14 protein-coding genes are annotated in these 12,465 nt (G+C 65.6%); 7 read left to right on the forward strand and 7 right to left on the reverse strand.

Features of this window, described 5'->3' with window-relative positions; genetic code table 11:
• Window positions 1-48: 48 nt before the first annotated feature.
• From H1B27_RS32815 to H1B27_RS32825, 3 genes are read right to left on the reverse strand one after another with little or no spacing between them, the layout of a single operon-like run.
• Window positions 49-843, reverse strand: a complete 795-nt coding sequence (locus tag H1B27_RS32815; protein WP_061877103.1) for an IclR family transcriptional regulator — start codon at window positions 841-843, stop codon at window positions 49-51.
• Window positions 844-863: 20 nt separating this feature from the next.
• Window positions 864-2,597: an FAD-dependent oxidoreductase gene (locus H1B27_RS32820; RefSeq protein ID WP_197968885.1), complete on the reverse strand. Its 1,734-nt coding sequence runs from the start codon at window positions 2,595-2,597 to the stop codon at window positions 864-866.
• Between the two features lie 7 nt (window positions 2,598-2,604).
• Entirely contained in the window at window positions 2,605-3,819 is a 1,215-nt protein-coding gene (locus tag H1B27_RS32825) for an ABC transporter substrate-binding protein (RefSeq protein WP_197968886.1), read from the reverse strand.
• Window positions 3,820-4,148: 329 nt separating this feature from the next.
• On the opposite strand from H1B27_RS32825, the gene H1B27_RS32830 reads away from it, so the two are divergent.
• From H1B27_RS32830 to H1B27_RS32850, 5 genes are all read left to right on the forward strand, one after another.
• Window positions 4,149-5,450, forward strand: coding sequence for an MFS transporter (locus H1B27_RS32830; RefSeq protein ID WP_197968887.1), 1,302 nt, complete (start codon window positions 4,149-4,151; stop codon window positions 5,448-5,450).
• Window positions 5,451-5,685: 235 nt separating this feature from the next.
• A complete protein-coding gene (locus H1B27_RS32835; protein WP_122401819.1) occupies window positions 5,686-6,147 on the forward strand; it encodes an Hsp20 family protein in 462 nt (153 codons plus the stop codon).
• A gap of 77 nt (window positions 6,148-6,224) precedes the next feature.
• Window positions 6,225-6,716: an Hsp20/alpha crystallin family protein gene (locus H1B27_RS32840; RefSeq protein ID WP_061877195.1), complete on the forward strand. Its 492-nt coding sequence runs from the start codon at window positions 6,225-6,227 to the stop codon at window positions 6,714-6,716.
• 85 nt (window positions 6,717-6,801) lie between these two features.
• Window positions 6,802-7,137, forward strand: a complete 336-nt coding sequence (locus tag H1B27_RS32845) for a hypothetical protein (protein WP_197968888.1) — start codon at window positions 6,802-6,804, stop codon at window positions 7,135-7,137.
• A gap of 159 nt (window positions 7,138-7,296) precedes the next feature.
• Window positions 7,297-8,406 (forward strand): trypsin-like peptidase domain-containing protein, encoded by a 1,110-nt coding sequence (locus H1B27_RS32850; RefSeq protein ID WP_376709013.1) that lies wholly within the window; start codon window positions 7,297-7,299, stop codon window positions 8,404-8,406.
• 240 nt (window positions 8,407-8,646) lie between these two features.
• Here the strand turns inward: H1B27_RS32850 and H1B27_RS32855 are convergent, their stop codons facing one another.
• Both H1B27_RS32855 and H1B27_RS32860 read right to left on the reverse strand, forming a co-directional pair.
• Window positions 8,647-8,823 (reverse strand): hypothetical protein, encoded by a 177-nt coding sequence (locus H1B27_RS32855; RefSeq protein WP_194392206.1) that lies wholly within the window; start codon window positions 8,821-8,823, stop codon window positions 8,647-8,649.
• Entirely contained in the window at window positions 8,820-9,041 is a 222-nt protein-coding gene (locus H1B27_RS32860) for a hypothetical protein (protein ID WP_376709014.1), read from the reverse strand. The genes H1B27_RS32855 and H1B27_RS32860 overlap by 4 nt, the downstream gene beginning before the upstream one ends.
• Before the next feature lie 257 nt (window positions 9,042-9,298).
• Between H1B27_RS32860 and H1B27_RS32865 the strand changes: the two genes are divergently transcribed.
• On the forward strand, window positions 9,299-9,682 hold the full coding sequence (locus H1B27_RS32865) for a hypothetical protein (protein WP_197968889.1): 384 nt from the start codon (window positions 9,299-9,301) through the stop codon (window positions 9,680-9,682).
• A gap of 64 nt (window positions 9,683-9,746) precedes the next feature.
• On the opposite strand, the gene H1B27_RS32870 is transcribed toward H1B27_RS32865, so the two are convergent.
• Both H1B27_RS32870 and H1B27_RS32875 read right to left on the reverse strand, forming a co-directional pair.
• Window positions 9,747-10,598 (reverse strand): HpcH/HpaI aldolase/citrate lyase family protein, encoded by an 852-nt coding sequence (locus tag H1B27_RS32870; protein WP_197968890.1) that lies wholly within the window; start codon window positions 10,596-10,598, stop codon window positions 9,747-9,749.
• Window positions 10,598-11,101, reverse strand: a complete 504-nt coding sequence (locus tag H1B27_RS32875) for a MaoC family dehydratase (protein ID WP_376709015.1) — start codon at window positions 11,099-11,101, stop codon at window positions 10,598-10,600. Before H1B27_RS32875 ends, H1B27_RS32870 begins: the two co-directional genes overlap by 1 nt.
• 180 nt (window positions 11,102-11,281) lie before the next feature.
• Between H1B27_RS32875 and H1B27_RS32880 the strand changes: the two genes are divergently transcribed.
• Window positions 11,282-12,448, forward strand: coding sequence for an acyl-CoA dehydrogenase family protein (locus tag H1B27_RS32880; RefSeq protein ID WP_197968892.1), 1,167 nt, complete (start codon window positions 11,282-11,284; stop codon window positions 12,446-12,448).
• Window positions 12,449-12,465 lie beyond the last annotated feature (17 nt).

Here is a 12,465-nt window from a genome sequence, read left to right on the forward strand (position 1 = left end):
CCGCTTTCGCGGGGAATGACAGTCGTCGTGAGGCGGGCAGCTCGCCCTTCACTCCGCCGCGACCGTCATGCCGTGGCCGAGCCGCTTCGAGATGCCGCCAGCACAATCGCGCAGTGCGTGCGCGATCGGGCTGTCCCAGCGCGCGTCGAACGTGCCTTCCGGCCCCATCGCGGTGATGGCCAGCGCGACGTGGCCGGAATGGTCGAACACGGGCGCCGAGAATGCGTTGACGCCGGGCAGGGGATCGCCGAGGGCGCGGGCAAGGCCGTGCTTGCGCACCTCGGCGAGGATCTCGGCGACCTTGGCGCCCTTCACCGCGCGCTTTGGATTGTAGCCGACGCCGCGACGATCGAGCCCGCTTTCGAGCGCGGCAGCGATCGTCTTCTCCGGCAGGAACGCCGCAAAGGCGCGGCCCGTCGCGGTCTCCAGCAGCGCCATCACCGAACCGGCCCGCATCACGATGTGGACGGGCTGGGCCGGCTCTTCGAGCTGCACCACGGTTGGGCCGTGCGTGCCCCAGACAGCGAGCGAGACTGCGTGTCCGATCTGGTTCGCGAGCGCCGCGATCCTGGGACGCGCGATGCGCACGCCCGAGAGCCGGCGCAGGCTGATCAGGCCGAGCTCGAGCGCCAGCGCGCCGATCTCGTAGCGGCCGGTGGTTTCGTCCTGCTCGATCAGGCCGATGCGGGAGAAGCTGGCGAGATAGGGATGCGCCTTGGCCGGCGTCATGCCAGCTTCGCGTGCGAGATCGCGCAGCATCATCGGCTCGCCGCATCTTGCGAGCGCGCGGAGCAGTTCTCCGCCGACCTCGATCGACTGGATGCCGCGGCTTTCTCTCTTCATGCGCCTCCTGGCGGGGTGGCCTACGCTGCGTCGCGCTTGGCGGCGCTGTCGGCAAGATGCCGTCCGGCAATGTAACCGAAGGTCAGCGCCGGCCCAAGGGTGATGCCGGCGCCTGGATAATTGCCGCCCATGATGCTTGCCATGTCGTTGCCGGCGGCATAGAGGCCGGGAATCACCCGGCCCTCGGCGTCGAGCGCCCGCGCGTTCTCGTCGGTGACGATGCCGGCATAGGTGCCAAGATCGCCGATCACCATCTTGATGGCGTAGAACGGTCCGTTCTCGATCGGCGCGACGCAGGGGTTCGGGCCGTGCAGTGCATCGCCCTGGTAGCGGTTATAGGCTTTCGAACCCTTGCCGAAGGCGGCATCGTGACCGAGCGGCGCGGTCGCATTGAACTGCCCGACCGTTTCGGTGAGCGCCTTGGCATCGATCCCGGCCTTCGCCGCCAGCGCCTCCAGCGTGTCGCCGCGCATGAGATAGCCGGACTTCAGGTGATGGCCCAGCGGCATCGGGAAGGGCGGCACGCAGCCGAGGCCGTATTTGCGCAACGTCTTGTGGTCGCAGACCAGGAACGCGGCGATCTCCTCGCCGGGCTTGGCCGCCTTGACCATGGCCTGGACGAAGTCGTGATAGGAATTGCCTTCATTGGCAAAGCGCTTGCCGTCGCGCATCACCGCGATCACGCCGGGCTTGGCGCGGTCGATGAAATGCGGCATCACACCCTTCGAGCCGTCCTTGCGCGTGGTCAGCGACACCGGCACCCAGGCTGCCGCGTTCGGCAAGCGATTCTCGACATGCCCGCCGGCGGCTTCCGCCAGGCGTAGTCCATCCCCGGTATTGCCGGTCGGCCCCGGCGAATAGTGCTCGTTGCCGGTCGGTGCATGCGGAAACATCTTCCTGCGCCGTTCGACGTCATGGGGAAAACCGCCGCAGGCGAGCACGACGCCCTGGCGTGCCCGGATGCGCACGTTGCGTCCTTCGCGCGAGACGATCGCGCCGGTGACGGCGCCATTCTCGACCGTCAGCTCGCGCACCGGCGAGGACAGCCACATCGGAATCTTCAGATCCAGCGCGGATTTCGCGAGGCGCCCCGCCAGCGCATTGCCGTTCGTGAGCGTCATGCCGCGGCCGTAGCGCAGCACGTCCATCAGATGCCGCGACAGGCGCTTGGCGACGTAGACCGCGGAGGTCAGCGACTTCGTCACCCGCATGAAATGGATGATCTCCTTGCCGGAGCCGAGCATCATGCCGAACACGGTCAGCTCGGGCAGGGGCATGCCCAGCGTCTTGATCTGATCACCGAGCTCGCGCCCGTCGAACGGCCGCGTCACCATGGAGCGGCCGCCCTGCGCGCCGCCGGGTGCCTCCGCGTGATAATCCGGAAACACCAGCGGCATGTCGAAGCGCAACGCGGTCCTGGTGGTGAAGAAATCGACCGCCTCGGGGCCGGCGCTCAGGAACGCATCGACCCGCGCGGCGTCGTAGTTGTTGCCGGCCTCGTGGCGCAAATATGTGCGCGCCTGTTCCGGCGTCTCTTCGATGCCGTAGGCTTTCGCCAGCGAGGTGCCGGGAATCCAGAGCCAGCCGCCCGAGCGCGCGGTGGTGCCGCCGAAGCGCGGCTCCTTCTCGACGATCAGCACATCGAGGCCGCGGTGGCGCGCGGTGATCGCGGCCGACATGCCGGAGCAGCCCGATCCGGCCACGAGCACATCGCATTCGTAAGTCTCAATGGCGCCATGTTCGTTGCCGGTCATCTGAGCCTCACTTCTTCAGGAGCGGACATTTGGATTCGGAGACGGGGCGAAAGGCGTCCTCGCCCTTCACGGTCTTGACGATATCCAGATAGTCCCACGGCTCCTTCGATTGCTCGGGCGTCTTCACCTTGGCGAGATACATGTCGCGGATGACCCGGCCGTCCTCGCGCAATTTGCCGCCGTGAACGAAGATATCCTCGATCGGCAGCTCGCGCATCTTGGCCATCACCTTGGCGGACTCGTCGGTGCCGGCAGCTTTGATGGCCTTCAGATAGTGCAGCACCGACCCGTAAACGCCGGTCTGGATCATGGTCGGCATCACCTTGGTGCGCTCGTAGAACTTCTTCGACCAGGCGCGGGTGGCCTCGTCCATGTTCCAGTAGGAAGCCGTGGTCATATAGGTGCCCTGCGCGGCCTTCAGGCCGATCGCGTGCACGTCGGTGTCGAACATCAGGAGGCCGACCAGCTTCTGGCCGCCTTGGACCAGGCCGAACTCGCCGGACTGCTTGATGGCGTTGTCGGTGTCCTGGCCGGCATTGGCGAAGGCGACCACGTCGGATTTCGAGCTCTGCGCCTGGAGTGCGAAGGAGGAGAAGTCGGCGGTGTTGGTCGGATGCTTGACACCGCCGAGCACCTTGCCGCCCATCTCGTTGATGAAGCGGGTTGCGTCCTTCTCGAGCTGCTGGCCGAAGGCATAATCGGCCGTGATGGAGTACCAGGACTTGCCGCCTTCCTTGATGACGGCCGAGGCCGTCACCTTCGACAGCGCGTAGGTGTCGTAGGTGAAGTGCACGGTGTTCGGGCTGCACAGCTCGTCGGTCAGCGAGCTCGCGCCGGGACCGGATAGCAGCGCGATCTTGCTCCGCTCGCGCACCATGTTGTGCACGGCGATCGCGATGCCGGAATTGGGAATGTCGACCACGGCGTCGACCTTGCCGTTGTCGAACCAGCCGCGCACGATCTGCACGCCGACGTCGGTCTTCATCTGATGGTCGGCGCTGATGACCTCGATCGGCTTGCCGAGCACGGTCGGCCCGAACTCCTCCACCGCCATCTTCGCGGCTTCCACCGAGCCCGGCCCGCTGTTGTCGCGGCCCCAGCTCGACAGATCCGTCAGCACGCCGATCCGCACCACGTCATCGGAGACTTGCGCGGTGGCCGCCGTGGTCATGGCAGCCGAAGTCATGGCCGCGAGCATGGCGCAGGCCAGGAGCCCTTTCATTGCCGTTTCCTCTCTTCTTGGCCGCTTGGCGCGGCGGGTTGTTGTGGAGGTAAATTAGATAATAGCGAATAAATCTGTCAATGGCGAATTAGACGTGCCGGGTGCGTTCCGCTATGGCCGGGCAATGCCGTGTAAGGAGCGCTCCTGCGTCAATGCCCCGTCATTGCGAGCGAAGCGAAGCAGCTTCGTCGCAAGGGCTCCTCGCAATGACGGGTGTTGAGGCAACCTCGCGAAAATCTCGCAGCCTAGTCCGCGGCGTCGGTACGCCCGCTGGTTGCAACCCCTGGTGCGTTTAGCCATGATGCTCACGGAATCTTTTGGGGCAGGGCATGACGGCGGTAGTAGGGGCCTCCGCTTCGGCGGAGAGATCGACGACGGCGCATGTGGTGTGGGCGAGCGCACTCGGCACCGCCATCGAGTGGTATGATTTCCTGATCTACGGCACGGCGGCAGCGCTGGTCTTCAACAAGCTATTCTTTCCGAGCTTCGACCCCTTCGTCGGCACGCTGGCGGCGTTCTCGACCTATGCGGTCGGCTTCGTGGCGCGGCCGATCGGCGGCGCCATCATCGGCCACTACGGAGACCGGCTCGGCCGCAAGACCATGCTGGTCGCGACCATGATCGCGATGGGACTCGGCACCTTCCTGATCGGCTGCCTGCCGACCTACGATCAGATCGGCCTCTGGGCGCCGATCCTGCTCGTCTGCCTGCGCTTCGTTCAGGGCATCGGGCTCGGCGGCGAATGGAGCGGCGCGGTGGTGATGGTGATCGAGCACGCCGGCAATCGCCGCGGCTTCTACGGCAGCCTGGTGCAGATCGGCTTTCCCGTCGGGGTCGCCGCCTCCACCGGCATCTTCGCCCTGATGACGAAGCTACCCGAGGCGGACTTCCTCAGCTGGGGCTGGCGCGTGCCGTTCCTGATCAGCATTCTGCTCGTCGGCGTCGGCTTCATGGTGCGGCTCAAGCTCGCGGAGACGCCTCACTTCAAGGAGATCGTCGAACGCAGGGAGGTGCTGGCGCAGCCGGCCCTCGAGGTGCTGCGCCGCGACTGGCGCAGCTTTCTGCTCGCGATCGGCATCACGGTATCGGAGGTCGGGCTCGCTTATCTCCTCACCGTCTTCACCGTGGTCTATGCCACGTCGAAGCTCGGTCTGCCACGGCAGGTGATCCTGGATGCCGTGGTCTATGCCGCCATCGTCGAATTCGCGACGCTGCCGCTTGCCGGCTGGCTGTCCGACATCTTCGGACGCAAGGCGCTGTATCTCGCCGGCGGCGTCTTCTCGGTGGCGCTGGCCTTTCCGCTGTTTTGGTTCCTCGACAGCAGGGAGCCGGCGCTGATCACGCTCGCGCTCGTCGTCACGATGACGCTGACCCATGCGCTGCTGTTCGGGCCGAAGGCCGCGTTCATGCCGGAGCTGTTCCGCACCCAGGTGCGCTACAGCGGTGCCTCGCTCGGCGCCAACGTCGCGGCAGCTTTGAGCGGCGGCTTCTCGCCGCTGATCGCGGCTGGGCTGCTGGCATGGGCCGGCTCGTACTGGGCGGTGTCGGTCTATATCATCGCGCTCTCGGTCGTCACGATCATCGCCACGCTGCTGGCGCCGGAGACGGCGCGGGGCCCGCTGAGATCCTGAAGGTCAGCGCGCTGCGCCGGCCACGGACGGCGGGGGCGCCCCGGGGGGCCCAAAATTTTTTTTCGTGCACCCTCTTGAAAGCCATTTCCGGTTTTCTAAGTCGTTTTTCGCCGCGAGAGCGGTGTGCCGGACGCCAACCGGGTCCGGCACGGGCGCCGGGCAGGTCGTTTCGGACCCGTCTGAATACCCGCCTTGCGCTCCTTCGTATCCATCTTGCTCTCAGGAGGACTTGGTTATGAGGACCAGTTTCGATTTCGCGCCCCTGTGGCGCTCCACCATCGGCTTCGACCACCTGGCCGACCTCGTCGACAGCACGCTGCGCCAGGCGACCGAGGACAATTATCCCCCCTACAATATCGAGCGTTCCGGCGAAGACCATTACCGGATCAGCCTTGCGGTGGCAGGCTTCGGCGCCAGCGATATCACCGTGACGGCCGAGCAGAACGCGCTCACCATCGAGGGCAAGAAGCCCGAGACCGCTGCGCGCGAATATCTGTACCAGGGCATTGCCGCGCGTCCGTTCCGGCGCGTGTTCAACCTGGCCGACTATGTTCAGGTGAAGCAGGCCTCGTTCCAGGACGGGCTCCTGATCATCGACCTCGTCCGCGAGGTTCCGGAAGCCATGAAGCCGCGCCGGATTCCGATCGCGGGCGGCGCTCCTGCAGCATCGCAGATCGAGCAGAAGAAAGCAGCCTGAAGCGCTCGATCGATCGAAGGGCGGAACGCGGCGCGCGGATGCGCGGGCCGCGCTCCCGATGCATCAAGGAGAGAACCATGGCTTTTCGTGATCTCATTCCCTGGTCGAGAAACCAGGAGCTTGCGCCGGCGCGCGATAATTTCGATCCGTTCCTGACGCTTCACCGCGAGATGAACCGTCTGTTCGACGACGTCTTCCGCGGCTTCGGCGGGACCGGCCTGTCGCCGCTGATGGAAGGCCGCTTCGGCTGGCCGAAGGTCGAGCTCAGCGAGACCGACAGGACGCTGACCGTCTCGGCCGAGCTTCCCGGCCTCACCGAGAAGGACGTGCAGGTCGAGATCGCCAATGGCGTCCTGACCGTCCGCGGCGAGAAGAAGGCGGAGCGCAACGGCGAAGGCAGGTACTTCACCGAGCGCTACTACGGCGCCTTCGAGCGGCAGATCCCGCTGGAGGGCGTCGAGGAGGACAAGGCCGAGGCGTCGTTCAAGAACGGCGTCCTGACCGTGTCGCTGCCGAAATCGGAGAAGGCGCGCGAAGGCGTCAAGCGCATCGCGATCAACACGCACTAGTGTCAAGCGGGACGGCGGCGATGACGCCGCCGTCCCATCGTCAACAAAACCGTCCCCCGGAAAGGAGCATGAGGGAGACACACCGATGACCAACGTGAATACCAATCCCGGCACTCTCAATCCGCTGTTTCACCCTGCAGCCCATTACGGCTCGCCCGCCGACGTTCTGAATGCGCCGGAGCTTTCCTCGCCCGAGAAGCGCATCATCCTGTCGTCCTGGGCATCCGACATGTACGCGGTCGAATCCTGTCCGGCCTTGCGCGAGATTCCCGGTATGAGCCACACGGTCCGGCTCGCCGACATTCTGGCCGCGTTGCGCAAGCTCGACGGCGACAACGACAATGACGACCCGCCGCGGGGTGGCGGCGTGCCGATGCGGCTGCGGCGGCCATGGGCCGCCGCTGAAAGGCGAGCGGCATGATGTTCACGCCCGCCGTACTCGGGCTCGTGCTGCTCGGACAGTCCGCGGCCGCCTGGGCCGTTCCGTTTCTGGCCCTGCAGGGCTGGATCGTCGCGTCAGGCGACGAAGGCTGAAGCACCAAGGTTCCAACTGTCCTCACAACACAAGCGGCAGGTGACGATGATGAATGCTGTGCGTCTGCTGTTCCTGGCCTTGCTGGTGCTGACGCTCACGGCGTCGCAGCCTGCCGCCGGCCAGGTTCCGGATCTGAAGACCGGCGGCCCGGTTCCGACCCTGGCGCCGCTGGTGCGCCAGGTGACGCCTGCCGTGGTCAACATCTCCGTGCACGGTCGCGTGCGCGAGGACAACCCGCTCTATCGCGATCCGCTCTTCCGCGAATTCTTCGACGTTCCCCGGCAGATCGAGAAGGAGGTCAATGCGACCGGCTCCGGGGTCATCGTCGACGCCGAGCGAGGCTATGTGCTGACCAACAATCACGTGGTCGAAGGCACCTCCGCCGTCCAGATCACGACCAAGGACGGCCGGCAGTTTTCCGCCAGGGTCATCGGCCGCGATCCGCCGACGGATGTCGCGGTGCTCCAGGTCCAGAACCCGGCCGGGCTCAAAGCGCTTCCCTTCGGCGACAGCGACGGGCTCGATGTCGGTGATTTCGTCCTTGCGATCGGCAATCCCTTCGGCCTCGGCCAGACGGTGACATCGGGGCTCGTCAGCGCGCTGGGCCGCACCGGCCTCGGCAAGCAGGGCTATGAGGATTTCATCCAGACCGATGCCGCGATCAATCCCGGCAATTCCGGTGGAGCGCTGGTCAGCCTGCGCGGCGAACTCGTCGGCATCAACTCTGCGATCATCTCGCCCGCGGGCGGCAATGTCGGCATCGGCTTTGCCATTCCGGCCAACATGGCGCGCAAGGTGATGGAGCAGATCATCGTGAGCGGCCGCGTCGAGCGCGGCCGCATCGGCGTTTCGCTGAAGGACCTGCATCCCTCGATCAACAAGGGATTGAACCAGGGCGCGGTCGTCGCCGAGATCGCGGCGGATTCCCCTGCAGAGAAGGCGGGCCTGCGCAAGGGTGACATCGTCACCGGCGCCGATGACCGCCCGATCCGCACTGCTGCCCAGCTCCGCAACACGATCGGCCTTGCGCGCATCGGCGAGGACGTGAAGCTCACTCTGCTGCGCAAGGGTGCGCCGCTCACCGCCACGGTGAGAGTGGCGCCGGCGGCTGAGCCCAGCAGCGCGCTCGCAGGCCCCAATCGCCTCGTTCGCTGAAACGAATGCGGGGACGAACCGCGGAAGCAGGTCGTCCCCTGCGACGGCAGGGCCATCGCATATGAGATGTCGCTATGGGCACCGGCTGTCTCCACAGCGTCATGGCGGGGCTTGTCCCGGCCATGACGCCTTTCCACGCGACACAAAGAACGTGGATGCCCGGGACAAGCCCGGGCATGACGACCTCTGCAAAATTCAAATGCGATTGCCCTGGGATGACGGGCCGTGTGATCTCCCAGCTCAGGCGGCGCGGTGATCCCATCCGCCCTGCAGGTCCCGGATCAGCCGCCGCTCGCGTTCGATGCGTTGGCGGTAGAGCTCGCGCTCATGCTCGGTCCTGGCGCTTGCAAGAAGCAGCTCGTAATGGCCGATGACCTTTTCGCTGCCTCGAATGAGCAGATCTCGCTGGCTGTTCATTGCGCCATCCCCGCCGCATTGGCCGGCGCTCCGGCAGCGCGGAAGCCGATCGGGAAGGTCGCCGCGGTCAGTCCATCGAGCGCCGATTGCTCTTCCGCGAGGCGCCTCTCGACGAAATGGCGCTCCAGCTCCGACAGCCTGGTCTTCAGCAGACGCCGGTAGCGGTGGATATTGTTGCGGTGCGCACGAATGCGGGCCAGATTCTCATCGAGCATCATCGTCTCTCCAGACGGTCGCGTTAATTCCTTTGATGTCGAGGGTGAGAAAGTCTCTTCTCGGCGAAAAAAATAGGCGGTGGGTGAACGCTGTCAAGATGTCGGCGCGCCTGTCCTTGTTGCTGGGGTCCTGAAGATCGATGCTCGGCCAAGTGCCCGGGCGGCTAGGTTCCGCCAGCGATTGCCTCTTGTTGGCCGGCAAGCGAACCTCGTGCGGCCATATTTGAACAGGAGTGATCTCCCGCGAGGGAGGCGCTCCGATGACCAAAGCTCTGATCACCGCTGTTGCAATACTGGCGTGGGTGCCGGCGAGCGCCTTCGCGCAGGAGCGCGCGGGCGATGCAGCGCTCGGTGCTCTATCCGGTGCCGTCGTGCTGGGCCCGGTCGGAGCGGTCGCCGGAGCTCTGGTCGGCTACACGGCCGGACCTTCGATCGCCCGCTCCTGGGGCCTGAGAAGCCCGCGGCCGGTAACACACCGGCAGCCGCCTCGCCGCACGGCCGCGAGCCGCGCCGCACCGCGCACGCGCGAGGCGATGGCAGCCAACGGTCAGATGCGAGCTGCCGGCAATCCGGCCCCACCGGTTCAAGCCGCGTCTGCCGTGCCAGCCCCAACCTCGGCGCCGCCCGTTCAGGGCTTCGACTGAGGCCGGGACCTCAAGTCGAAGCTTCGGGCGCAGCCGATCGAGCTGGCGAGGCTCGCATTCCGGTCTAGGGTTGGCCGAGGATCTTCCTCGCAGCACGAAGGTGCGGCTTGTCGATCATCTGGCCATCGAGCCGCAGCGTGCCGGAATCGGGATTGCTCGCGAACGCCGCGATCACCTTCTCCGCCCAGGCGCGCTCGGCCTCCGTCGGCGCGAAGGCCGCGTTGACGATGTCGACGTGCTTGGGATGGATCAGCGCCTTGGCCGAAAAGCCGTCGCGCCGCGCGGCGCGCGTTTCCTGCTCGAGGCCAGTGAGATTGTCGATGTCGGTGTAGACCGTGTCGATGGCTGCGACCTCGGCCGCCGCCGCGGCCATCAGGCAGAGATCGCGTGCGAGCCGATAGGGACTGTGGAACACGCCGCCGCTCGCTTTCTCGGTCGCGCCGAGCGAGGCGGAAAGATCCTCCGCGCCCCACATCAGGCCGGCAAGGCGAGGGGAGCAGCCCTTGTAGCTGCCGAGCCCGAAGATCGAGCCGGCGGTCTCCGTCGCGACGCAGACGATGCGGGTCGTGCCGATCGCGATGCCGGCTGCTGCTTCCAGGGCTTCGAGCCAGGTCGCGACCTGCCGCACGTCGTCGCCACCTTGCGATTTCGGCAGCACGATGCCGTCGGGCCTGCCCGGCATCACCGCGGCGAGATCGGCCAGCGTCATGCCGGTGTCGAGCGCGTTGACCCGGACGTAGAGCTGATGCGGGCCGGGGCGGCTCTTCAGCATCGAGAGCGTGAGCCCGCGCGCCTCCGCCTTCTTCTCGGTGACGACGGAGTCCTCGAGATCGATGATCAGCGCGTCGGCCTTGCCTTCGCTCGCCTTCTCGAATTTGCGCGGGGAATCGCCCGGCACGAACAGCATCGAACGCATCAGACCGGCCTCTTGTGCATCATCGCCATGCGGCGGCATGTGCCGACGATCTCGTCGTTCTGGTTCAAGGCATGGTGCTCGAACTCGACGATGCCGGCCTTGGGCCGCGATTTGGAGTCCCGCACCGAGAGCACCTTTGTCGTGGCCCGCAACGTGTCGCCATGGAAGACCGGCTTTGGAAAGGTGACGTCGGTCATGCCGAGATTGGCGACGGTGGTGCCTAAGGTCGTATCATAGACCGTCATGCCGATCATGATGCCGAGGGTGTAAAGGCTGTTGAAAATGCGCTGGCCGAACTCGGTCTTCTCGGCGAAATGCGCGTCGATGTGGAGCGGCTGCGGGTTGAGCGTCAGCAGGCTGAACATGGTGTTGTCCATCTCCGTGACGGTCCGGGTCAGGGGATGCCTGAACTCCTGGCCCACGGAAAAATCTTCGAAATAAAGTCCGGCCATCGCGGTTTCCTCCCTGCGAAATAACGGCGCGCGCATACCTTCGCGCCGCATGACCCCATGCATGTTAGACACAGTTGATCGCCAATTTCACGTATCTGTACCCGGTTTTTCGAGCTAAAGAACGCGGGCGAAGGCACGCCCGGGCGCAGCAAGCGGCCACGGCCTTTGCGTGGGGAACGCGAAGAGAAGGGAGATGGCGCGGCCGCGGCTCCCGAGAAGGAGATCGAGGACATGGATTTCGCGCTCACCGATCAGCAGGAAGCCATACGCGACGCCGTCGCCAAGATCTGCGAGGGCTTTCCCGACGCATACTGGCTGAAGAAGGATCACGACGGCGGCTTCCCGCACGATTTCCACAAGGCGCTGGCGGACGCCGGCTGGCTCGGTATCTGCGTGCCGGAAGAATATGGCGGCTCCGGGCTCGGCATCACCGAAGCCGCGGTCATGATGCGAACCATCGCGGAGTCCGGCGCAGGCATGTCCGGCGCCTCCGCGGTGCACATCAACGTGTTCGGCCTCAATCCCGTCGTCGTGTTTGGCACGGAAGAACAGCGCAAGCGCATGCTGCCGCCGATGGTCGAGGGCCGCGAGAAGGCCTGCTTTGCCGTGACTGAGCCCAACACCGGTCTCAACACCACGCAGCTCAAGACACGTGCGGTCGCCAAGAACGACCGCTACATCGTTAACGGGCAGAAGGTGTGGATCTCGACCGCGCAGGTCGCGCACAAGATCCTGCTGCTGGCGCGCACCACGCCGCTGGAAGAGGTGCGCTCGCCGACCCACGGCCTCAGCCTGTTCTATACCGATTTCGACCGCAACAGGATCAAGGTCCACGAGATCGAGAAGATGGGCCGCAAGATCGTCGACTCCAACGAGCTGTTCTTCGAGGACTTTGAAATTCCGATGGAGGACCGTATCGGCGAGGAAGGCAAGGGCTTCGAGTACATCCTCGAAGGCATGAACCCCGAGCGCATCCTGATTGCCGCGGAGGCGGTCGGCCTCGGCAAGCTCGCGCTGTCGCGCGCCACCGAATACGCCAAGACCCGCGTCGTCTTCAACCGCCCGATCGGCAAGAACCAGGGCATCCAGCATCCGCTCGCAGTGAACTGGGTCGAGCTCGAGGCCGCCTGGCTGATGGTGATGTCGGCGGCGTGGCAATACGACAAGGGCATGCCGTGCGGCGCCGCAGCCAATGCCGCGAAATATCTCGCCGGCGAAGCGGGCTTCTCGGCCTGCGAGCAGGCGGTGATGACCCATGGCGGCTTCGGCTATGCCAAGGAATTCCACGTCGAGCGCTACTTGCGCGAAGTGCTGATCCCGCGCATCGCGCCGGTCAGCCCGCAGCTCGCGCTCAGCTTCATCGCAGAAAAGGTGCTGGGGCTCGCGAAGTCGTACTGAGCGACTGTTCGAGCGGA

This window comes from Bradyrhizobium diversitatis (genome assembly GCF_016031635.1).
Classification (GTDB): Bacteria; Pseudomonadota; Alphaproteobacteria; order Rhizobiales; family Xanthobacteraceae; genus Bradyrhizobium; species Bradyrhizobium diversitatis.